This window comes from Mycobacteroides franklinii (genome assembly GCF_001853795.1).
Classification (GTDB): domain Bacteria; phylum Actinomycetota; class Actinomycetes; order Mycobacteriales; family Mycobacteriaceae; genus Mycobacterium; species Mycobacterium franklinii.
Genome location: NZ_MLIK01000024.1, coordinates 343,191 through 365,661, shown reverse-complemented (window position 1 = coordinate 365,661; position 22,471 = coordinate 343,191). Strand labels below are relative to the sequence as shown.

The following is a 22,471-nucleotide window of genomic DNA, read 5'->3' as shown; positions in this document are numbered from 1 at the left end:
GCATGGCACCCCACGACCTGGCTGTATCCGGTGACGTCAAGTGGATCGGCGAAGCACCTCACCAGGAGATCGAGCGCGGCGCACGCTCGTTGCTGCCCACAGAGGACCCGTTCTACCTGCCCCCTCTCGGATTCGAGCACGCCGCGCCGGGCACGGTGCTACGCAGCCGCGACGTCGAGATGGCGTTCCTCGGCCGCATCCCCCAGCGATTCACCGCCACCCAGCTGCTCTACCGCAGTAATGACCTCAACCAGCGCCCGGACGCCGCGGTGACCACAGTTCTCACGCCCGCGCAGAGCGACCCGGCGACGCCGGTGCCGATCGTCTCGTACCAGTGCGCCATCGATGCCGTCACCGACCGCTGTTTTCCCTCGTATGCACTGCGGCGCGGCGCGCATGCGCTCGGCTGCTTCGCCCAGTTCGAACTGCTGCTCATCGCCGCGCTGCTTGCCAAGGGCTGGGCCGTCTCCATTCCGGATCACGAGGGTGTCGACGGCATCTGGGGCGCGCCGGAGGAGCCGGGCTATCGCACCCTGGACGGACTTCGCGCCGCCCTCAACTGCGACCGGCTTGGACTGTCCCGGCGGGCACCCATCGGCCTGTGGGGCTACTCCGGCGGAGGGCTTGCGACCGCGTGGGCGGCAGAGGTCAGCGCCGATTACGCGCCCGAGCTCGAGATCGCCGGCGCGGTACTCGGATCTCCCGTAGGCGATCTGGGCCATACCTTCCGTCGTCTCAACGGTGGACTGTTCGCCGCGCTACCCGCCCTGGTCGTCGCCGCCCTGTCCCATGTGTATCCCGGCCTTGAGCGCGTGATCGAGGAGCACGCGACCCCCAAGGGCAAGGAGGTCCTGGGACGGCTCGAGGACATGCCGACCTTCCGTGCCATCATCGCCATGGCCTTCAAGGACATGGACGATTTGGTGGACCAGCCGCTCGATCAGCTCCTGGAGACACCCGAGGTGCAGCACGTCTTCGACAGCATCAAGCTCGGCAAGACGATTCCCACCCCGCCGATGTTGATCATTCAGGCCGTCCACGACGAGATCATCTCCACGTCGTGCATCGACGAACTCGCCGACACCTACCGCGGCGGCGGTGCCAATGTGGCGTATCACCGCGACCTGCTCAACGAGCATATACTGCTGCACCCGATGTCCGCGCCCATGTCGATGGAGTGGCTCAGCGCCCGGTTCCAGGGCGAAGCGCTCCCGACCGGATCACGCCGCACGAGCTGGCCGCTGGCATTCCAACCCTCGACCTACTTCGGCCTGCTCAAACTCGGCTGGATCAGCGCCAAGGTGATCGGCGGACGTTCTCTCTAACCCGACTCAGCTGTTCAGTGCCGCGATCGCCGCGTCCACCGCGGCCTTCTTGACCTGCCGATACGAACGGTCCGCGTACTCGATGGTGCAATCCGACAATCCGCCGAGGGCTACCGTGGCCCGGATCATCTGCACCCCAGAAGGTTTACTGCCTACCAACAGCCCGATCAGCTTGCGGCGCCATTCCATCAGCCACTCGCCCAGCTCGAGCTGCCCCAACGTGGCCAAATCGCGCACGATGATGCCCATGACAACCCGATGGGCCCACAGCACGTCGAAGTAGTCCTCAAGTAGTTGACGCGTATCCCCCGCGTTGCTCGTGGACAAAAACGCTTCGAGATCATCCACCATCGGCTGGACGATGCTGCGGACTAGATCATCACGCGACGAGAAGTGATAGTAGAGAGCTGGTTTGGTGATCTTCAGCCGGGCCGCGATGTCCTGCAGGCTGGTGTTGCGTAGTCCATGTTCGGCGAACAGGTCGCGCGCCACCACCTGGATGCGCTCCCTGGTGTTTGTTACGGCGCTCGCCTCGGGAACCATATCCCGATATTAGCCCCTGACTTTCCGATAGGTAAGCAGTATGCTCGATGTACTTACCGATCGTTAAGTAAGGAGTTGGCATGAGGGTTCTCATCTCCGGTGCAAGCGTCGCAGGCCCTACCCTGGCATTTTGGCTGGCACGCTACGGTTTTGACGTCACCGTGGTCGAGCGCGCGCCCAGTCCACGGAAGTCGGGCGGACATGCCGTAGACCTATTCAAGCCCGCGATGGACATCGTCGAGAAGATGGGCGTCCTGGAACGCATCGAAGCACACGAGGCCGGCACCGACATCATCTCCATTCAGCGCGAGGGTAAACGTGGACTGGTCGAGCTGCCGGAGGCACTGATCACCTCCGCCGTGTCGCAGCGCCATATCGAGATCATGCGGGACGATCTCAGCGAAATCCTTTACGACGCCAGCTCACCCACCGCTGAATACATCTTCGGCGATTCCATCACAGCACTCACCGAAGAGCCCACCGGCGTACACGTCTCCTTCGACAAGGCCCCCGATCGTCGATTCGATCTTGTCATCGGCGCCGATGGGCTGCACTCGAACGTTCGCAGCCTGGTATTCGGTCCCGAGTCGGGTTATTCGCATTGGCTCGGCGAGTATCTCGCCGTCGCGTCCATACCGAACTATCTCGATCTCGACGATCGCGCGTTGATGTTCCCGCGCGTCGACCGGTTGGCGGGTATCTACAGCGCCAAGCAACTTCAGGACGCACGGGCGTTCTTTCTCTTCCGCACGCCAGAACCGCTCGACTATCACCACCGCGATGTAGACCGGCAGAAGCAGATCCTCAAACACCTCTATGCGGACTTCGGTTGGGAGGTACCGCGGATGCTCGCCGAGCTCGACACCACGGACGCCTTCTACATGGACTCCATCACGCAACTGCGCATGGACACCTGGTCCAAGGGCCGCATCACCCTCGTCGGCGACGCGGGGTACTGCCCGGGCCCGGCCGTAGGAGGAAGTACCAGCATTGCCGTGGTCGGGGCGTACGTGCTCGCCGGGGAAATCGCGGCGGCCGGAGGGGATCACACCCGCGGCTACCTCGCATACGAAGCAGCACTGCGTGACTACGTGCACCGCAGTCGACAGCTGGCCCTCACCGCATCCGGCACCCTGGTGCCCAAGAGCCGTCTGGGCCTTGTGGCTCTGGTTCACGGTGCACGAATCCTGCAGCATTTGCCATCACCACTGGCGCACACGCTGTCCCGGCTCGTGGCGGCGCGCCGATTGAATATCCACGACACCTTCACCATCCGTGACTACCAGCACGTAGCCGGTCAATAGCACGTTAGCCAGAGTACGGATCAACAAGAGCCAGAACATCATTGGAGACATTAGTTGCCACGTTGCTGTGCGACACTCCTTCACCGTGGGGGCCGTGTATGGGCAGCACACCACGTAGGCTGACGTCCGGGTCGTCACAACAGAACACATAGGAGTGAGATGGACCGGACCGCCAATCCCTTGTTCAAGGCGGGTCTGGCCGCTATCACCGCAACCACTTTGGTGGTCGCACCCACGGTGACTCCGCCCACGCGGCAAGCAATCTCACTACCCGATATCCGGTCGGCCTCGGTACGTCTGAGCGCATTCACCCTCACGCCGCAAGCCGCCAACGCCCCAGTCAGTCCCCTGACCGCGTTGAAACTCCCACTGGCACCGGTTGCGCCCGAGGCCGCCAACGCGCCGACGAGCCCACCCCGGCTCGCGTCGATCACCCAGTTCGCCCCGTCGGTGCAGCCAGGCGTCGCCGCAGTGCAGTCCCCCGCGCCCGTGGGTGTCCCGCCGCGGTCCGGCGCATCCGCCTCGGCAGCCGCAGGACCCGCCGTCGCGAACTCCATCACCAATGGCATCGACCAGGCCTACCAATTCGTTCAATACTGGGTCGACTACGGGGTCAACCTCGCCCAATGGGGCGCCGGGTTCGTCCCCGTGATCGGCGGCCTGGTGAGCGCCCAGATCGGTATCGTCTATGACAATCTCGTTCGGCCCATTGCCAACAGCTTTGTCTACAACCTCGTCGACCCGATCATCAACGACCCCAGCTTTTCCAACATCGTGAACTCGTTCGGGCGATTCGGCGGTGACATCGTGAATTCCGTGATCAACTTCGCCTGGGCTGAGGTGCGTTACCTGCTACCGCCACTGCCGCCCTTGCCGGGCTTGGCCCTTCAGGCGACGCCGAACGCCGACGGCACACTACCGGCCGAGGCATTGGCGCCGTTCACCAAGGCCTTCAAGGATGCCGAGGCGCATTTTTCCGAGGCGCTGGGTCTGACGAAGACTGACCCGAAACTGACGACCCTCGAAAAAGCCGGCACCGCAGCGCAAACCACCGCGGAATCGAGCAAGGATACGACCAAGGAGACCCCGAAGGAAGACGGCAAGGCGACCGACGCAAGTGCCGCCGTCGGCGTCAAGGACACCGTCAAGGACACCACGGAAGCCAAAGACTCGAAGGTATCCACCGAAGGCAAGGCGCCCACCGGCGACAAGGACAAGAAGACGGGCGACACGGCCAAGACGGATGGCACCAAAACAGATGGCAAGGAAACCACCGTCGAAGGCACCAAAGAATCCCCCAAGGACGTCACCACACCGGCGGTCGCTACCGGTGCCGACGGGATTTCCGGCGATGGAACAAAGGGCACCAAGCCAGCGAAAGACACCGTTACCCTGAAGGATTCGGCGAAGGATCCCAAGTCATCCGCCGACGCGGCGCCGACCGACAAGCCGGACAAGACGGTCAAGCCGAAGATTCCCACCGTCAGCACAACCGAGCATGGCGCCATCAGCGCTCAAGGAATAGTCCGTGGCCCTGTCTCACAGTCGACATCGGGACAGTCCGGGCCATCCACCTCAGCCTCCAAGACGTCGGACTCCAAGGTTTCCGATTCCAAGACTTCGGATTCCAAGGCCTCCGATTCCGTCAAACCTGATAGTGCGACGCCGGATGCCAAGACCACCGACACCAAGGCGACCAATCCCAAGACGACGGACGCCAAGACAAAGCCCGAGTCCAAGACTTCCGGGACGAAATCGCCAACCAGCGCCTCCACGCACGATTCGAGCAAGTCCCCAGGATCCGCGAGCAGCTCATCTAAATCCGGTGGAGAAGGCTCCACGTCGCACGGCGGCGGCCACGACTAGGCGTCGCCACTAACCACGCTGTTGACGGCAGCCGGCGAGAAGTGTTGGAGTAAAAAGTCGTTCAGGCACCTGGTCGGTGCCGCGCGGGTCGCGGTGCCCCAGGCCAGGGCGATGGAACGGTGATAGCCGCCTCCCGCCAGTGGTATTTCGCGTATACCCGGTGGGGTGCGGTCGTCATGCGGCAAGAGCGCAATGCCAAGCCCGCGACTGATGAGTTCGCGGATGGTGCTGAACTCGGTAACTTCGATGGCGATGTTGGGGATGTATCCGGCTTCACGGCACCACATCTCGGTGAGCTGGCGCAGGTTGTAACTGGGCGGGTTGGCGATGAATGTCTCGCCGGACAAATCGTCGAGCCGCAGCTGCGCGGCGCCTGCCAATCGGTGATCCGCAGGCACCGCGATGTGAATATATTGGGTGCCTATCACGCTGTGGTGCAACCGTTCTGGTGCCGGAATCACGACGGCAAGGTCAAGGTGCCCGCTCAGTAACTGGGCACCGAGTTCGGTGCCATGTGCCTGCTTGAGGAGCACACGAATACCTGAGTGCCGGTACCGAAATGCGGCAAGAAGATCGGGGATGTGACCCGAACCCATCGTGAGAGGAAATCCGAAGCGGACGGTGCCGTGTTCCGGATCCGCGTCCCCGGTGAGCTCGGCAAGTGTGTGGTCGAGTTCGGCCAGCGGCTCACGCGCACGGGCCGCGAGCCGGTGTGCCTCCGGGGTAAGGCGCACGGTCCTCCCGTCGTGAATGAGCAGCGGCACGCCCAGCGCCGTCTGCAACGCGTGAATCCGCCGGCTCATTGATGACTGCGGAATGTCCAACGCGAGCGCAGCCTGCGTCATGTGCCCGTCGTGGGCGGCCAGCTCCACCAAGGCCCGCAGCTGCGGAGCCAGCTGCGATGTCCATCGATCCATTATCGGATGATACTGCTCCAATCATTCATTGGACGGAATGATTGGCGGGGACGGATCGTGAACGGTATGGGCAGAAACCGGAGCGCGTCCGACACGTCCCCCACCGAGGCCGATGTTGTGCTGATTGGCGGCGGAATCATGTCCGCGACGCTGGGCTCGATGCTGTCTGTACTGGCGCCCGAGTGGCGAATCATCGTGCTGGAGAAGGCTAGCGAGCTGGCCACGGAAAGTAGCGGACCCTGGAACAATGCCGGCACCGGGCACACCGGATTCTGCGAGCTCAACTACATGCCGGATCCCTCGAACGGCGAGAAGGCTGCGACCATCGCTCGGCAGTTCCACATGAGTCGTCAATGGTGGTCTTACCTCGCCGGCAGGGGGCTGCTGCAGCCCGAAGCGTTCATTCACGCCGCGGCGCATATGGACGTGGTCTTCGGGCGCCACGACGTGGACTACCTACGACGGCGGTTTGAAACCCTCTCAGCCGAGCCGATGTTCACCGGAATGCGGTACACGGATGACCCCGCCATCATCGAGCGGTGGGCGCCCTTGGTGATGCGCGGCCGAGAACCCGCTGAACCCATCGCCGCGACCCTGCACCCCGACGGAACCGACATCGATTTCGGTGCGCTCACCGAGGCACTGACGCGCATCGTCACCGATCGCGGCGGGCAGGTGTGGCTGGGTCACGAAGTTCGGGCGCTCAGCCAGAACCGCGATGGCTCGTGGCTACTGAGCGGTCGAAACCCCGATGGAGAGTTCGCGATACGCGCACACAAGGTGTTCGTGGGCGCCGGCGGCCACGCCCTGCGAATCCTGCAGCACGCGCATCTTCCCGAGGTCCGCGGATATGCTGTCCTGCCCGTCGGCGCGGCGTTCCTGCGGTGCGCGGATGCCGCCGTCGCGGCGCAACATACAACCAAGGTGTACGGGCAAGCCCCTGTCGGCGCGCCACCGATGTCGGTGCCGCATCTCGACAAACGCCTGGTCCGCGGACGGCCGTATCTCATGTTCGGGCCATATGCGACATTCAGCACCAAGCTACTCAAGCAGGGCCGGTGGGTCGACTTTTTCACCACGGTGCGCTGGCACAACGTGCATGTGATCGCGGCCGCACTCGTCCAGAACCTCACCCTGATCAGATATCTGATCACACAGCTCATCGCGGGTCCACGACAACAAGTCCGGCAGCTGCGGCGGTATTACCCCCATGCCAAGACCGCTGATTGGGAACTTATCCCGGCAGGTCAACGCGCACAACTCATTACGCCCGATCCGCGACGGGTGGGTGTGCTCCAACAAGGCACCGAGCTCGTCGTCAGCGCCGATCGCACCATCGCCGGACTACTGGGCGCGTCCCCCGGGGCGTCCACCGCGGTGCCGATCATGATCGACGCGCTCCGGCGCTGCTTTCCCGAACAATGGCACGCCACCTGGCAGAAGACGATCACCGATGCCATACCCGGCGCCGGAGATATCACCTGGGACGCCGCGTCAGTCATCAACTCGGCACGTACCACCGCATACTCGCTGCGGCTCGACGGATCTACGCCGTCGAGTTAGCGCCTTCGACCGGCGGTGCCGCCACGGGCGCCCGGTAGACGGGTGTCGGCGCGGGCGGCCAGGCATCGAGGTCGTCACGGGCGCAGGCAACTACACAGAACATATAAACCATCGCGGCCAGGCAGGGAGCCAGCGCCAGCGAGACGGCGATCTGAGCCTCCGTGTGACCGTAGAACACCGCCGGAGCCTGGACGACATACTTGATCCGGTGCCCCTCGTCGAGCTGAGCACCCGCGATATCCAATGCGCCGTAACGCAACCGGACCAACACGGCACCGACTCCCGCCGCTACCGCCGAGCACGCCAAGGCGCCCAGGGTGAGCGCACCCGCCATGACGGGGCCGCGATGAGCCCGCCACTGCCAGGCTGCCGCGGATGCGATCACGGCGACCACCGCGGCCATACCCATGAGCATGGTGGTGCCGATGAAGAAGTTATCGGCCTGATTACCCAAGTGCACAAACACCCGGCCGTTGTCCCGGGTGTCGGCGATGGCGCCATGCACACCCGGTGCTATGACGCTCCAGAGCGCCCCCACCAGCACGCCGGCCGCGGCCAACGTGCCGAAGACGACTACTGCCGCGCGAGCATGTGAAAACCGCGGCGCGCCAGGTTGGTTCACGGCAACCAACGGCTCTTCGCTCGCGCTCATCGGAACCACCGGCTCTTCGCTCGCGCTCATCGCTGCTCGAGCTGCTTGGAGTCCACCTCGCCGTGGCGCGAACACTTCGCGTGCCAACCATCCGGACGCACCTGCACGATCATCCGCCGCCCACAGGCCGCGCAGAACCGCGGCGGCTCCAGCCCCAGCTGAGCGGCCGTCGGAAGCGCCGAACCGGCAGCGCCACCATCGATTTCGATCCCGGTGTACACGTTGTACTTACCGGCAGCCACCGGTTCGGTACCCATGAGGTACAGACTATTGGTCACAGGCTGCTGTTCAGAGCCTTGATCGGCATCTGTAGATCATCGAGCAGTTCCAGGTCTGCCTCGGCCGGGCGGCCCAGCGTGGTCAGGTAGTTGCCAACGATGACGGCGTTGATGCCGCCCAGGATGCCCTGCTTGGCGCCGAGGTCACCGAGGGTGATCTCGCGGCCACCGGCGAAACGCAGCATGGTGCGCGGCAACGCGAGCCGGAATGCCGCCACCGCGCGCAACGCGTCCGAGGCCGGCAGCACCTCGAGATCGCCGAAGGGCGTTCCGGGCCGTGGGTTCAGGAAGTTCAGCGGAACCTCGTCGGGCTCCAACTCGGCCAGGTTCGCCGCGAATTCCGCGCGCTGCTCCAGGGTTTCCCCCATGCCGAGGATGCCGCCGCAGCACACCTCCATGCCCGCTTCGCGGACCATCCTGAGGGTGTCCCAGCGCTCCTCCCAGCTGTGCGTGGTGACCACGTTCGGGAAGTGGGACTTGGCGGTTTCCAGGTTGTGGTTGTACCGGTGCACACCCATCGCCGACAAACGGTCGACCTGTTCCTGCGTCAGCATGCCCAGCGAGCAGGCAATCTGGATGTCGACCTCGTTGCGGATCGCCTCGATACCGGCGGCAACCTGCGCGAGCAGCCGCTCGTCGGGGCCACGGACGGCCGCCACGATGCAGAACTCGGTGGCACCGGACTTCGCGGTCTGCTTGGCGGCTTCCACCAAACTCGGGATGTCGAGCCACGCGCTGCGCACCGGGGAGGCGAACAGACCCGACTGCGAACAGAAGTGGCAGTCCTCGGGGCAGCCACCGGTCTTGAGGCTGATGATGCCCTCGACCTCGACCTCCGGGCCACACCAACGCATCCGCACCTCATGAGCGAGCGCAAGCAGCTCCTCCAGGCGATCATCAGGCAGCTGCAAGACCCGTAGCACTTGCTCTTGCGTCAGGCCCACGCCCTGTTCCAAAACCTGCTCGCGGGCGACGGCCAATACATCGGCGTCAGTCGCGGCTGTCAGCTCAGCTGTCTCAGTCACGCGGCGCTCCTCACATAGGTACAAACCTGATACTCAATCCTGAACGGTGTTCAGGTTAGAGTATGGCCATCACTGAGCCAAACAAGGGGCGTGCGGTCCCACCGATGAGCCGCCTGCGTGAAGAGCGTCGGGCGCTGAACCGACATGACCTGGTGCGCCGAGCGACCGCGATTCTCGACGACTACGGGATCGCGGATCTCACGATGCGCCGGCTGGCCCGCGAGCTCGATATCGCGCCGAGCGCTCTGTACTGGCATTTCGCGAATAAGCAGCAGCTGCTCGGCGCAGTCGCCGATCACGTACTGGCACCGTTGGCCGAATCCGATCGTCGCGATGTGCCCTGGCAAGAACGCATCGACTTTCTGTGCTCGGCTCTTCGCGACGCGCTGCTATCGCACAAGGATGGCGCGGAGTTGGTGTCGGCGAGCTTCGCCTCCGGCCAGACCTCACTCATGATCACCGTGCTCGATCGGCTCGCCGAGGCCGCCGTCACCGCGGGTCTGGGCGCGGTTCCCGCCGCGTTGGCCGCCCGCAGCATCGTCTATTACGTACTCGGATACGTCGCCGACGAACAGTCGCGGCTGCAGTGGGACTCCGCTGGGGCTCTCCAGGACGGTCAATCGTTCCTCGCGGACGACGCGGGGCTCACCGACCCCACGGCGCAATTCGGCTTCGGCACGCGCCTACTTGTCGACGGCATCGACCAGCTGGCCCGCCAGTCCAGCCCGATCGGTTAGGACACCAGCTCGGCGATCCACTGCGGGTCGAACAACGCGACGCTCAGCTCGGCGAACACCGCCGGCATCAGCCGTGCGGCGCCCTCCGGAATCACCGCACGCACCGGCGTCTGGAACTGACCCGCCAAATCCTCACGGTTGAGTCGTTGCGCCAGATCGGGCTCCGCGGGAAAAGTCCCCACCACCAGTCCCGCGCACGGAACCGACTGCGCATCAAGGGCTTCCAAGGTGAGAGCGGTGTGATTGAGGGTGCCCAGGTCCGCGGTCGTCACCACCAGAACCGGCGCGTCGAGCACGATCGCGAGGTCACGCAGGGTCTTACCCCCGGCTGCCAGCTCCACCAGGAGACCGCCGGCGCCCTCAACCAGCGTCAATGCGCCGGGACGATCGAGACCGAAGATCGCCGTGGCCATCTGCACGTGGTCCAGTAACGCCAGACCGGCACGCGACGCCGACGCGACCGGTGCCAGTGGTTCGGGATAACGCACCAGTGTCTGGACGCGCCGCACACCGGACAACCGGGCTACCTCATCAGCATCACGGTCGTCACCGGTCTGCACCGGCTTGCATACCGTCACGTCGATGCCCTGACTGACGGCCGCCGCGGCTAGAGCCGCGGTCGCCACCGTCTTCCCCACCCCGGTCGATGTTCCGGTGACCAGGAGGATCGTCACTGGCGGGCCAGCGCCAACACACCGGCGAGCACCTCACGCACGCGATTCAGATCTGCCTCGGTCAGTGAGGCGCGGGCCGTCAGACGTAGCAGGGATTGCCCCTCGGGGACCGACGGCGGGCGGAAACAGCCCACCCGGACACCCTGCTCCAGGCATGCCTTGGCGGCGTTGAACGCGACTGTGGGATCCCCGAGGATCACCGGCACCACCGCCGATTCCGGTTTCTCCGCGACACCGCACCACTGCCCCAGCGCCGCCGCGTGATCAAGGACCGCACGCACGCGTTCCGGTTCGACGGCCAGCAGACGGAGCGCCGCCAAGGCCGAACCGGCCGCGGCGGGAGCGAGACCGGTGTCGAAGATGAATGGACGTGCGGCGTCAACGAGGTGCGCACGAACTGCCTCGGAACCCAAGACGGCCCCGCCTTGGCTGCCCAGGGCCTTGGAAAGCGTGACGGTGACGACGAGATCGTCCAGGCCGGCGAGCCCGACTTCGGAGACCAGACCACGGCCACCCGGTCCGCGCACACCAAGTCCGTGCGCCTCATCGACCAGCAGTACCGCGCCGTGGTCGCGGCACACCGCGTACAGCTCGGTCAGCGGTGCGAGCGCACCGTCAGCGCTGAAGACCGCGTCGGTGAGCACCAGCGCGCGTTCCTCGGGGCGTTGTGCCAGGGCCGCCGCCACTGCGTGTGTGTCGCGGTAGGGAGTCACGACGACGCGCGCCCGCGACAGGCGGCACGCATCGATCAGCGAGGCGTGGGTCCGCGCGTCGGAGACGATGAGCGTACCGGGACCGGAAAGCGCCACGACCGCACCGAGATTGGCGGTATACCCCGAGGAGAACACCAACGCTGATTGCGCGCCCATGAAGGTCGCGAGTTCACGCTCCAGCTCTTCGTGCAGCTCGGTATTGCCGGTGACCAGGCGCGAGCCGGTAGATCCGGCACCCCAGATCCACAGGGCCTCGACACCGGCCTCGATGACCTGTGGATGCCGGGACAGGCCCAAGTAGTCGTTGGATGCCAGATCGATCTCGGGCTCGGCAGCGCTGCGCGTACGCAGCCGACGACGGAGTCCGGCGACTTCCCGTTGCCGCTCGACCTCACCCAACCAGGCAAGCGGTGATGATGCGTCGGTCACCGGCGCCTCCTCTCCTGAACGGTGTTCAGGTTAGCGCACCGCCGACGCGGCTCCTACCGCCGCCGCGGCGCGCACCATCGCATGGGTGATTCGGCGGATTTCCTCGTCATCGCAGATGTACGGCGGCATCGCGTAGACCAATGTCCGGAAGGGACGCAGCCACACACCCTCATCGAGTGCTGTATCGGTGGCGATCCGCATGCCCTCTGGCCCCAAGGGCTGCTCCATGTCGATGACACCGATCGCCCCGAGAACCCGCACATCCGCGACGCCCTCCAGATCGGCGGCCGGCGCCAGGCCCTCACTCAGACCCGCCGATATCTGCGCGACCCGGGACTTCCAATCCCCGGACAGCAGCAGCTCGATGGACGCGACCGCCACCGCGCATGCCAACGGGTTCGCCATGAACGTCGGGCCATGCATCAGTGCGCCCGCCGGGCCGTCACTGATGGTCTGCGCGATCTTGGCGGTACACAACGTGGCAGCCAGCGTCAGATAACCGCCCGTGATGGCCTTGCCGACACACATGATGTCGGGACTCACCCCGGCGTGATCGGCGGCGAAGAGCTCACCGGTGCGCCCGAATCCCGTCGCGATCTCATCAAAGATCAGCAGCACCCCATGGCGATCGCAGATGGCGCGCAGCTCGGCCAGGTAACGCGGGTCGTGAAATCGCATGCCCCCGGCGCCTTGCACCACGGGCTCGACGATGACGGCCGCGAGTTCGGCGGCGTGTTCTGTCAGTTCCGCTTCGAAACGCCGCATGTACTCGTCGTCGTAGGCACTGGGGACCCGGTCGGCGAAGATCTGCTCGACCAACACATCGGTCCACAACGAGTGCATGCCCCCCTGGGGGTCGCAGACGCTCATCGGCGCGAAGGTGTCCCCGTGGTAGCCGCCGCGCCAGGTCATCAGGCGGTGTTTGGCGGGCAACCCGAGGCTGCGCCAATACTGCAGCGCCATCTTGATCGCCACTTCCACCGACACCGATCCGGAGTCACAGAAGAAGACCGTCTGCAGCGCCGGTGGCGTCACCTCCACCAGCAGCTGTGCCAACCGGGCGGCGGGTTCGTGGGTGAGTCCCCCGAACATGACATGGCTCATCGACGCCACCTGCTCGGTTACGGCGCGGTCCAGTACCGGGTGACCGTGGCCGTGAATGCAGGACCACCATGAACTCATGCCGTCGAGCACGTCGGTCGGTTGCCCGTCGCGCACGACGGTGATGTTCGGACCGTCTGCGCCGGTCACCACCAGCGGTCTCTGGGCCATGTCGGGGGCGCCGATCCCGCTGTACGGATGCCACAAATGGGCGGCATCGACGGCTCCGACCTCTTCCGGCGTCAACTTCGGCACAGTCAGCGAGCCTGTCACAGACCCTCTGATCGGGGCCATTCGGGTCATCCGCACACGCCGTTGGCGCGCATCTGCCAAGACTCTCGGCAACCATAGGTACATTGGGGGCCGAAAATGTTCTTCGTCTCAGCAACTAAGCCAATGACCGATCCCGAGGTGCCACCCGCCGCGGCGATGGATGCCGCCCCGAAGACCAAGGGCGACAAGGCATTTTACCGCTACGACCTCGATGGCCTGCGCGGTATCGCAATCTTTCTGGTCGCCGTCTTTCACGTGTGGTTCGGCCGGGTGTCGGGTGGAGTTGACGTCTTCTTAACCCTTTCGGGCTTTTTTTACGGCAGCAAGCTACTACGCACAGCGACTACACAGGGAGCATCGCTCAACCCGGTGCCGGTCCTGAAACGACTAGTGCGACGGCTGCTGCCCGCACTCATCCTGGTGCTGGCGGCCTGCGCCGTACTCACCGTGCTGGTGCAACCGGAAACCCGCTGGGAAACGTTTGCCGAACAGAGCCTGGCCAGCCTGGGTTACTACCAGAACTGGGAGCTCGCCAACACCGCCGCCGACTACCTGGCGGCCAGCGAGTCGGTGAGCCCGCTACAGCATCTGTGGTCGATGTCGGTGCAGGGACAGTTCTACGTCGGCTTCCTGGCGTTGGTGTATCTCTTGGCAGTCCTGCTGCGCAAACCGCTCGGCCGGCACATGCGCACCGTCCTCATCACCGTGATCGCAGCTCTGTCGCTGGCATCCTTCGGCTACGCGATCTACGCCCATCTCGACTTCCAGTCGATCGCCTACTACAACACCTTTGCCCGGGCCTGGGAGTTACTGCTCGGGGTACTGGTGGGCGCACTGGTCGCCGGCACGCGCTGGCCGATGTGGCTGCGGCAGCTCCTGGCCGTCGTGGCCGTCGCGACGATCCTCTCCTGTGGCGCGCTCATCAACGGTGTACGCGAGTTCCCCGGCCCCTTGGCCCTGGTGCCCGTGGTCGCGACCCTCGTTCTCATCTTGTCGGCGGCGAACCTGCCGGCGGAGACCCCACAGCCGGCGGCCAACCGGTTCCTCGCCTCCCGCCCGCTGGTCGAGCTGGGGGCGCTGGCCTACTCGCTGTACCTCTGGCACTGGCCGCTGTTGGTCTATTGGTTGGTGTACAGCGGCGAGCCCAAGGTTTCCCTCTGGGAGGGCGCCGCGATCCTCGGCATCTCGCTGGCGTTGGCCTATCTGACCAACAAGTACGTGGAGACTCCCCTGCGGTACCCGAGGGTCTCACCGAAGTCCTCGTCCCTGTGGACTCGTTTACGCCGCCCCACGCTGGCGCTGGGCACCGCGATCGTGCTGATGGCCGTGGCCCTCACCGCGACCTCATTCACCTGGCTTGAGCACGTCACGGTGCAGCGTTCCAACGGCAAGGAACTCTCAGGTCTGCGCCCGCGGGACTACCCCGGCGCGGGGGCACTGCTGTACGGCGACCGCGTACCGGAGCTGCCGATGCGGCCCACCACCCTCGAGGCCTCCGACGATCTGCCGATCACCACCGAGCAGGACTGCATCAGCGATTTCCGCAACCGCGCGGTGATCACCTGTACGTACGGCAACCCACATGCCACCCGAACCATCGCACTGGCCGGCGGCTCACATGCCGAGCACTGGATCACCGCACTCGACATCCTGGGGCGCCAGCACAACTTCAAGATCACCACCTATCTGAAGATGGGCTGCCCGCTCAGCACCGAAGAGGTCCCCCGTATCGCCGGGTCCAATGACCCGTACCCGGACTGCAAGAAATGGGTCGACGAGGTGATGTCGCGATTGATCCAGGAGCATCCCGATTACGTGTTCACCACGACCACCCGCCCCCGCTCGGCTCTTGGCACCGGCGACGTGATGCCCGATAGCTACATGGGCATCTGGTCGGCATTCGATGAGGCCGGTATCCCGGTCCTCGGGATGCGCGACACCCCATGGCTCATCGACAAGGACGGCACCACCTACACCGCGGCCGACTGCATCTCCGCGGGCGGAAACGCCGATTCGTGCGCCATGGATCGCAACCGCGCTCTCGACGATGTGAACCCCACCCTGGCCATTGCGAACCGGTTCCCACTGTTGAAGATCCTCGATATGACTCGCGCTGTCTGCCGGCCCGACAAATGCCGCGTCGTGGAAGGAAACGTGTTGGTGTATCACGATTCTCACCACATCTCGGCCACCTACATGCGCACCATGACCCGGGAGCTGGGGCGACAGATCGCTCTGGCCACCGGATGGTGGCGACCGGTTCAGCCGGGCCAGTGAGGCGCGCGATCTGGGCCTGCGCCCGATAGGGTCTTCACCATGACCCTGCCACCGCTTCAGGTATGGCCGGGTAACCCATATCCGCTGGGCGCCACCTACGACGGGGCGGGCACCAACTTTTCGTTGTTCTCCGAGGTGGCCACGTCCGTCGAGCTGTGTCTGATCGCCAAGGATGGCACCGAAACCCGGGTGCCCCTCGAGGAGGTCGACGGGTACGTCTGGCACTGCTACTTGCCGACCATCTCCCCCGGCCAGCGTTACGGCTTCCGGGTGCACGGGCCGTGGGATCCCGACAACGGGCATCGCTGCGACCCGAACAAGCTGCTGCTCGATCCGTACGGCAAGGCCTTCCACGGCGAATTCGACTACGGCCCCGACACCGCGCCGCCGCTGCTGTCCTATCAGATAGATCCCCTGGACACCGAGGCGCTCGTTGCGCGAGACTCGCTGGGCCACACCATGACCACCGTCGTCATCAATCCGTACTTCGACTGGGGCTCGGATCGCCGTCCGCGCACCCCGTATCACGAGACCGTCATCTATGAGGCGCATGTCAAGGGCATGACGCAGTCACACCCCGGGGTGCCCGAGGAGCTCAGGGGAACGTACGCGGGTCTGGCCCATCCGGCCGTCATCGACCACCTGCGTTCCCTGGGCGTCACCGCCATCGAACTGATGCCCGTGCACCAGTTCTTCCACGACAGCCGGTTGATCGCCTTAGGGCTGCGAAATTACTGGGGGTACAACACCTTCGGATATCTGGCGCCACACGCCGGGTACGCGTCTTCTCCACATGCCGGTGGCGCCGTCGCCGAGTTCAAGGCAATGGTGCGCGCATTTCACGAGGCCGGTATCGAGGTCATCCTCGACGTTGTCTACAACCACACCGCCGAGGGCGACCACATCGGCCCGACTCTCAGTTTCCGCGGCATCGACAATCGCGCCTACTACAAGCTCAACGACGACAACCTCGCTCGGTACACCGACTACACCGGCACCGGGAACAGCCTCAACGCCCGCAATCCGCATACCTTGCAGCTCATCATGGATTCGCTGCGCTACTGGGTGACCGAGATGCACGTCGACGGGTTCCGCTTTGATCTGGCCTCCACGCTGGCCCGTGAGCTGCATGATGTCGACCGCCTCTCGGCGTTCTTCGATCTGGTTCAGCAGGATCCGGTTGTCAGCCAGGTCAAGCTGATCGCTGAGCCGTGGGATATCGGCGAGGGCGGATATCAGGTGGGCAACTTCCCCGGACTGTGGACCGAATGGAACGGCAAGTTCCGTGACACCGTCCGCGATTATTGGCGCGGACAGCCCGCCACTCTCGGAGAGTTCGCCTCCCGGCTTACCGGCTCCTCCGACCTGTATGAGGCCACCGGGCGCCGGCCCAGCGCGAGCATCAACTTCGTCACCGCACACGATGGCTTTACCTTGCGAGATCTGGTCTCCTACAACGACAAACACAATGAGGCCAACGGAGAGAACAACAAGGACGGTGAAACCTACAACCGCTCGTGGAACTGCGGTGTGGAGGGGCCCACCGATGACCCGCGAATACTCGCGCTGCGCGCCCGGCAGATGCGCAATATCTTCGCGACCCTGGTACTGAGCCAGGGCACTCCCATGCTGTCCCACGGCGACGAGATCGGCCGGACCCAACAGGGCAACAATAACGTCTACTGCCAGGATTCGCCGCTGTCCTGGATGGATTGGGAACTGGCCGCGACCAACGCCGATCTCCTTCAATTCGCGCGAACGGTGATCGCGCTGCGCAAACAGCACCCGGTGTTTCGGCGCCGACGGTTCTTCGCGGGACGCCCGATCCGTGAGGGCGAGGAGGTACGCGATATCGCGTGGCTGACCCCGGCCGGCGAGGAGATGACCACCGCCGACTGGGATAGCGGGTTCGGCAAGAGCCTCGCCGTCTTCCTCAACGGTGACGCGATTCCAGAGCCGAACGCCCGCGGCGAACGGGTGTCCGGCGACTCGTTCCTGTTGTGCTTCAACGCCTACGACGAACCACTGGATTTCGTGACACCCGACGGCGATTACGCGGCCCAGTGGACCGCGGTACTCGACACCGCCGAGCCCGACGGCCAATGCTCGGCCGTGGTCGATGCGGGCAAGGCGGTGCGAGTGCAGGACCGCGCCCTTGTGGTGCTGCGCAAGAGCGGCTAGTCGCCGTTACGTCAGATAGCGGAAGGCCGCCGAATCTGGTTCCAGCCGTTCGATATCCAGATCCGAGACCTGCATCCGATCCAGCAGACCCGCTAGATCGTCGGGGTTGCTGAGCTCGATGCCCACCAGCGCGGCGCCCATTTCACGGTTGTTCCGCTTGACGTACTCGAACAGCGTGATGTCATCGTTGGGGCCGAGTATCTCGCCGAGGAAACGCCGCAGCGCACCCGGCTCCTGCGGGAAGTCGACCAGGAAGTAGTGCTTGAGCCCCAGGTGCACCAGCGAGCGTTCCAGGATCTCGCCGTATCGCGAAACATCGTTGTTGCCACCGGAAATCAGGCATACCACGGTGGATCGCGGCTCGATCGACATGTCGGCCAACGCCGCAACCGACAGTGCACCGGCGGGTTCCGCGATGATCCCCTCGTTCTGATACAGCTCCAGCATCGCGGTGCAGGCAGCGCCCTCATCAACCGTGGTGAGCGAGAGCATCTCCCCCGCCGCGGCCAGCAGCCGATACGGGGCAGCGCCGGCGACCTGCACGGCGCAGCCGTCGACGAACGGATCCACGTGGTCGAGCGGAACCGGGCCACCGGCACGCATGGCCGCGGCCATGCAAGCGGCACCGGCAGGTTCCACGCCCACCACGCGAACCTGCGGGGCACGCTCCCGCAGATAGGTGACGATTCCCGAGATGCAGCCTCCACCGCCGACCGGCACCACCACCACGTCCGGCGGGTTGTCCAATTGGTCGAGGATCTCGGCGGCGATGGTGCCCTGGCCCGCGATGGTCCGCACATCGTCGAAGGCCGGTACCAAAGTGGCGCCGGTACGTGCGGCGTCGGCCTTGGCCGCCGCCGCGGCCTCGTCGTAGCCGTGCCCGACGGCGATCAATTCCACGAAGCCGTTGCCGTGGTAGATGATTCGCTGCCGCTTCTGTTTGGGCGTCTTGCTCGGGATGTATACCCGGCCATGCACGCCCATCGACTTACACGCCAGCGCGAAGCCCTGGGCGTGATTGCCGGCACTGGAGCACACCACGCCGGCAGCCTTTTCCTCGTCGCTGAGCTGCATCAGCAGATTGAAGGCTCCACGCAGTTTGTACGACCGGACCGATTGCAGATCTTCACGTTTGAGGTACACGTTGGCGCCGGTGAGGGCCGAAAGCCGATCCGCATGCTGGACGGGAGTCGGGTGCACCACCTCGTCGATGCGCTTGGCCGCGGCATCGATATCGGCTGCCGTCACCACCTCGGGCGCGCTCAAGAGACCGGTGTCAGCACGAAAACCGGGATCTGACGGTCGGTCTTGGTCTGGTACTCCGCATACGGCGGGTAGGCCTCGACGGCGCGATCCCACCACGGTGCCTTCTCGTCACCGAAGACCTCGCGCGCCTGGTAGTCCTTGGTGGTGCTGCCGTCTTGCAGCTCCACGAGCGGGTTCTCTTTGACGTTGTAATACCACACGGGATTCTTGGGTGCACCGCCCAGTGAAGCGACAATCGCGTACTCGCCATCGTGCTCGACCCGCATCAGGGCGATCTTGCGCAGCTTGCCGGACTTGGCGCCCAGCGAGGTCAGCAGGATCACCGGCATATCAGCGATGGTGATGCCATCGGTGGTCCCGCTCTCAATAATCTTGGTCACCTGCTTCTGCGACCAATCGAGTCCACTGGGTTCGTATTCACCGGTTAATGGCATGCCGACAACTGTATCGCCGCGCTGCGACGTACTTCCACGCATATAGTTGCGCCGTGCTTTCTTTGGAGACGATGGTTAACCAGAATCTCTTCATCTGTCCGCGCTGCGGGGCGTCGATAGACAGTGCGGAGAATGTGTGGCGCTGCGCCAGTTCGGCGTGCGAGCTCCACACGGCGTCATTCCCGGTGGTGGGCGGCCTGCCGGCGCTCGTCGACTTCACCCGCAGCGTCCTGAACGCCGATCGGCTCCAGGCCGTCGATGGGGCATCCGCGCTCAAACGGTCGGGGTTGTTTCAGGTGGCGCAGCGACTCGTACACCCCGACAACACGGTCGCACCGACCGCTGTCGCCCACATGCTGCAGGCCCTTCGCGCCGACGAGCCGGGGCATGGCCGCCGGCCCAGGGTGTTGGTGATCGGCGGTGGCACCGTGGGCGGCGGCCTGGAAGCGTTGTATGCCGACGAGGCAATCGATCTGATCGCCTTCGACGTCTACGTCAGCCCGGTGGTGCAATTCGTGGGCGATGGCCACGCGATTCCGCTGGCCGACGGGTCGATGGACGGCGTCATCGTGCAGGCCGTGCTCGAGCACGTTGTGGAGCCGCGGCAGGTGGCACAGGAAATCCACCGGGTGCTGCGCAGCGGTGGAATCGTCTATGCCGACACCCCCTTCCTGCAGCAGGTACACGAGGGGCCCTACGACTTCACCCGCTTCACCGATAGCGGGCATCGATATCTGTTCCGCTCGTTCGAACGGATCGATTCCGGAGCGGTGGCCGGCGCCGGAACCGCGCTGCGATGGTCGATCGACTACTTCGTACGGGCCCTGACGCGATCTGTTCGTCTTGGCCGGGTGGCATCGCTGCTGTTCTTCTGGCTCAGCTACGCCGATCGCATCCTCGACCCAGGACACAGTTTGGACGGCGCCAGCAGTGTCTTCTTCCTGGGCCGAAAGGCGCCGGAGTCGATATCGGAGTCGGATCTGATCGACTACTACCGGGGCGGGATGAGGAAGACCAGCTAGTCCGTCTTTCCACACCCGTAGCCGCGTGTTCGGTTGACCGAACTTCCTCATTAGGCATATCCTGTATTTCATGACGACCTTCGAGCGCGCAGCAGATCAGGTGCGGTCCCTGGACGTCGCCGCGGTGGCATCGCCCGCCTACAAACTGCTCGCTCTCGGAATCGGTACCGCAGTCTTCCTGGTCACGCTCATGGTCGTGGCATCGATGTCGACCGCGCTGTTCTCCGCTTCTGCGGTAGCCAGCCTTGTCTGGCTCACAGGCTCGCTCATTCACTGAGCAGAATCTCGCTGCGGGGTGTAGTACATCCCCATGTCTTCGCCAACCGAATCGGCCGCCGGGCACCCGGCCGGGCACCGTATTGAACGACTCGCCCACGAAGTGTCCGACGACGTGCTGGCCGCCGAAAAACACCTGCCGTCCTGGCTGCGTCCCGGCGCTCCGGAAAGCCGGATACCGGTTCTCATCGCTCTTGTCGCGGCGATCTGCCTGCAGTTGGCCATCCCGGCCCAGTTCAACCTCACTCCGCGCTGGCCGCTGCCCGTCCTGGAGTCCGCGCTGCTGGTGGTCCTGGTTGTCCTCAACCCAATAAAGTTCACGCGTTCAACGACTCTCGGGCGCTGGGCGACGTATCTACTGATCGCCGCCATCACCGCCGACAACACCATCTCGGCAGTCCTGCTGGATTACAAGATCGTGTCGGGGCAGATGGGCGACAATCCGCGCGTGCTCCTGGGCAGCGGCCTGGCGATCTTCATCACCAACGTGATCGTATTCGGCATGTGGTACTGGGAGTTTGACCGGGGCGGTCCATTCGCGCGCCGCACGCCGGAAAGGCCACATCCGGACTTCATGTTTCCGCAGATGTCCAATCCCGAACTCGCACCGCCGGATTGGCGTCCGAAGTTCCCCGACTACCTCTACGTGAGTTTCACCAACGTCGTCGCCTTCTCCCCAACGGACACCATGCCGCTGTCACGGTGGGCCAAGATGCTGATGACTGTGCAGTCGATGGTGGCGCTCTCCACCGTCGCATTGGTACTCGCCCGTGCCGTGAACATTCTGAGCTAGCGGTGATCGCCCGGGATTCCGACTCATCCTCGGACGCACCCGACACCCTCAATCGCATCCTTCATCTGGCCACGATGATCGTGGTCAATGCCATTCCCCTGGCCGGCTGGTTCGCCGGAGGGTGGTCGGCCGGCACCACACTCGCGGTCTACTGGTTCGAGACCGTGGTGGCCTCACTGTTCGTCGCCCTTCGGACCGTCCTTCACAAACGGTGGAGTCCGCGTCGGGGCCATTTCCAATACCAGGCGCCGGGACCGGACCGTAGCCGCTCGCGCGATTCCTTCGTCACGGGGTTCCTTTTCACCACCCTCGTCTTCTCTGCCGCCCACGGCTTCTTCTTGGCCATCATCCTGTTTCTACTCACCCATAACGGCAAGGCCGCACTCATCGGTATCGACTGGCGCAGTGTGGTATTCGGTTGCCTGCAGGTATCCATCGCCCTGGCTGTCGACTTTCTGGTGGATCTGCCCTCCCTGCGCCGCTGGTCCTTCTGGCAGCTGGAGACGATGGCAAGCCGCGGGTTCCTACGAGTCGCCGTCGTGCACCTCACCCTGATCTTCGGGATGTTCGCGGTCGCGGTCACCGATGCGTCCTCCGCACTATTCGGAGTGTTCGTTGCCCTGAAGACCATGTACTCGTTGAGCACCACCTTCCCGCAATGGGAGCCGGCCACCCCGCCGCGCTGGCTCAGCCGAGCGATGAACCGCATCCCCAGCGCCCGCCCCGGACTGACCTTCGAGGAGCAATGGGCCAAGGATCGGCGCGATGAGGCCGCGCGGCGCAAGAAAAACGAAGAACCGTGGTCCGCGGCGAGGCATTAAC

At 64.6% G+C, this 22,471-nt stretch carries 21 protein-coding genes; 11 read left to right on the top strand and 10 right to left on the bottom strand.

All coding sequences use genetic code 11. From position 1 onward, the window contains the following. Positions 1-2: 2 nt before the first annotated feature. Positions 3-1,325, top strand: a complete 1,323-nt coding sequence (locus tag BKG76_RS21180; RefSeq protein ID WP_070939664.1) for a lipase family protein — start codon at positions 3-5, stop codon at positions 1,323-1,325. 6 nt (positions 1,326-1,331) lie between these two features. Here the strand turns inward: BKG76_RS21180 and BKG76_RS21175 are convergent, their stop codons facing one another. Next, positions 1,332-1,868, bottom strand: coding sequence for a TetR/AcrR family transcriptional regulator (locus tag BKG76_RS21175; protein ID WP_070939663.1), 537 nt, complete (start codon positions 1,866-1,868; stop codon positions 1,332-1,334). Between the two features lie 80 nt (positions 1,869-1,948). On the opposite strand from BKG76_RS21175, the gene BKG76_RS21170 reads away from it, so the two are divergent. Continuing rightward, positions 1,949-3,172, top strand: a complete 1,224-nt coding sequence (locus BKG76_RS21170; protein ID WP_070939662.1) for an FAD-dependent monooxygenase — start codon at positions 1,949-1,951, stop codon at positions 3,170-3,172. A 159-nt stretch (positions 3,173-3,331) separates the two neighbouring features. Continuing rightward, positions 3,332-5,038 carry a hypothetical protein gene (locus BKG76_RS21165; protein ID WP_070939661.1) on the top strand — a complete coding sequence of 569 codons (1,707 nt, stop codon included), beginning with the start codon at positions 3,332-3,334 and terminating at the stop codon, positions 5,036-5,038. Here the strand turns inward: BKG76_RS21165 and BKG76_RS21160 are convergent. Then, positions 5,035-5,955, bottom strand: coding sequence for a LysR family transcriptional regulator (locus BKG76_RS21160; RefSeq protein WP_070939660.1), 921 nt, complete (start codon positions 5,953-5,955; stop codon positions 5,035-5,037). The two genes, BKG76_RS21165 and BKG76_RS21160, sit on opposite strands and share 4 nt — an antisense overlap. A gap of 66 nt (positions 5,956-6,021) precedes the next feature. On the opposite strand from BKG76_RS21160, the gene BKG76_RS21155 reads away from it, so the two are divergent. Beyond that, a complete protein-coding gene (locus tag BKG76_RS21155; protein WP_236737616.1) occupies positions 6,022-7,518 on the top strand; it encodes a malate:quinone oxidoreductase in 1,497 nt (498 codons plus the stop codon). Here the strand turns inward: BKG76_RS21155 and BKG76_RS21150 are convergent. Genes BKG76_RS21150 through bioB form a run of 3 tightly spaced genes read right to left on the bottom strand, consistent with a single transcriptional unit; the run spans position 7,502 to position 9,473 of the window. Then, positions 7,502-8,200 carry a DUF2567 domain-containing protein gene (locus BKG76_RS21150; RefSeq protein WP_070939658.1) on the bottom strand — a complete coding sequence of 233 codons (699 nt, stop codon included), beginning with the start codon at positions 8,198-8,200 and terminating at the stop codon, positions 7,502-7,504. The two genes, BKG76_RS21155 and BKG76_RS21150, sit on opposite strands and share 17 nt — an antisense overlap. Beyond that, on the bottom strand, positions 8,197-8,448 hold the full coding sequence (bsaP, locus tag BKG76_RS21145; protein WP_070910254.1) for a biotin synthase auxiliary protein BsaP: 252 nt from the start codon (positions 8,446-8,448) through the stop codon (positions 8,197-8,199). Before bsaP ends, BKG76_RS21150 begins: the two co-directional genes overlap by 4 nt. Further along, a complete protein-coding gene (gene bioB, locus BKG76_RS21140; protein ID WP_109420938.1) occupies positions 8,445-9,473 on the bottom strand; it encodes a biotin synthase BioB in 1,029 nt (342 codons plus the stop codon). The genes bsaP and bioB overlap by 4 nt, the downstream gene beginning before the upstream one ends. 62 nt (positions 9,474-9,535) lie before the next feature. Between bioB and BKG76_RS21135 the strand changes: the two genes are divergently transcribed. Further along, on the top strand, positions 9,536-10,210 hold the full coding sequence (locus BKG76_RS21135) for a TetR/AcrR family transcriptional regulator C-terminal domain-containing protein (protein ID WP_083338156.1): 675 nt from the start codon (positions 9,536-9,538) through the stop codon (positions 10,208-10,210). Here BKG76_RS21135 and bioD read toward each other — a convergent pair. Genes bioD through BKG76_RS21120 form a run of 3 tightly spaced genes read right to left on the bottom strand, consistent with a single transcriptional unit; the run spans position 10,207 to position 13,373 of the window. After that, positions 10,207-10,884, bottom strand: a complete 678-nt coding sequence (gene bioD / locus BKG76_RS21130) for a dethiobiotin synthase (RefSeq protein ID WP_070939657.1) — start codon at positions 10,882-10,884, stop codon at positions 10,207-10,209. The two genes, BKG76_RS21135 and bioD, sit on opposite strands and share 4 nt — an antisense overlap. Next, on the bottom strand, positions 10,881-12,026 hold the full coding sequence (locus BKG76_RS21125; RefSeq protein WP_070939656.1) for an 8-amino-7-oxononanoate synthase: 1,146 nt from the start codon (positions 12,024-12,026) through the stop codon (positions 10,881-10,883). The genes bioD and BKG76_RS21125 overlap by 4 nt, the downstream gene beginning before the upstream one ends. Before the next feature lie 30 nt (positions 12,027-12,056). Beyond that, positions 12,057-13,373: an adenosylmethionine--8-amino-7-oxononanoate transaminase gene (locus BKG76_RS21120; protein WP_083338199.1), complete on the bottom strand. Its 1,317-nt coding sequence runs from the start codon at positions 13,371-13,373 to the stop codon at positions 12,057-12,059. 123 nt (positions 13,374-13,496) lie between these two features. On the opposite strand from BKG76_RS21120, the gene BKG76_RS21115 reads away from it, so the two are divergent. Beyond that, entirely contained in the window at positions 13,497-15,677 is a 2,181-nt protein-coding gene (locus BKG76_RS21115) for an acyltransferase family protein (RefSeq protein ID WP_070939654.1), read from the top strand. Positions 15,678-15,716: 39 nt separating this feature from the next. Further along, the gene (gene glgX / locus BKG76_RS21110) at positions 15,717-17,858 is read left to right on the top strand and encodes a glycogen debranching protein GlgX (RefSeq protein ID WP_070939653.1); all 2,142 of its coding nucleotides are present in this window, start codon (positions 15,717-15,719) and stop codon (positions 17,856-17,858) included. Positions 17,859-17,864: 6 nt separating this feature from the next. On the opposite strand, the gene ilvA is transcribed toward glgX, so the two are convergent. Together ilvA and BKG76_RS21100 are read right to left on the bottom strand one after the other, a co-directional pair. After that, positions 17,865-19,106 carry a threonine ammonia-lyase IlvA gene (gene ilvA, locus BKG76_RS21105; protein WP_070940038.1) on the bottom strand — a complete coding sequence of 414 codons (1,242 nt, stop codon included), beginning with the start codon at positions 19,104-19,106 and terminating at the stop codon, positions 17,865-17,867. A 14-nt stretch (positions 19,107-19,120) separates the two neighbouring features. Then, positions 19,121-19,558 (bottom strand): nitroreductase family deazaflavin-dependent oxidoreductase, encoded by a 438-nt coding sequence (locus tag BKG76_RS21100; RefSeq protein WP_070939652.1) that lies wholly within the window; start codon positions 19,556-19,558, stop codon positions 19,121-19,123. A gap of 53 nt (positions 19,559-19,611) precedes the next feature. On the opposite strand from BKG76_RS21100, the gene BKG76_RS21095 reads away from it, so the two are divergent. The 4 genes from BKG76_RS21095 (at position 19,612) to BKG76_RS21080 (ending at position 22,470) form a co-directional block, all read left to right on the top strand. Next, a complete protein-coding gene (locus tag BKG76_RS21095) occupies positions 19,612-20,580 on the top strand; it encodes a class I SAM-dependent methyltransferase (protein WP_165611543.1) in 969 nt (322 codons plus the stop codon). Positions 20,581-20,650: 70 nt separating this feature from the next. Next, positions 20,651-20,857, top strand: a complete 207-nt coding sequence (locus BKG76_RS21090) for a hypothetical protein (RefSeq protein WP_070939650.1) — start codon at positions 20,651-20,653, stop codon at positions 20,855-20,857. A gap of 33 nt (positions 20,858-20,890) precedes the next feature. Further along, positions 20,891-21,649, top strand: a complete 759-nt coding sequence (locus BKG76_RS21085) for a hypothetical protein (RefSeq protein WP_070939649.1) — start codon at positions 20,891-20,893, stop codon at positions 21,647-21,649. Positions 21,650-21,654: 5 nt separating this feature from the next. Beyond that, positions 21,655-22,470, top strand: a complete 816-nt coding sequence (locus BKG76_RS21080) for a DUF6498-containing protein (protein WP_407937670.1) — start codon at positions 21,655-21,657, stop codon at positions 22,468-22,470. The last annotated feature ends 1 nt before the right edge of the window (position 22,471 follow it).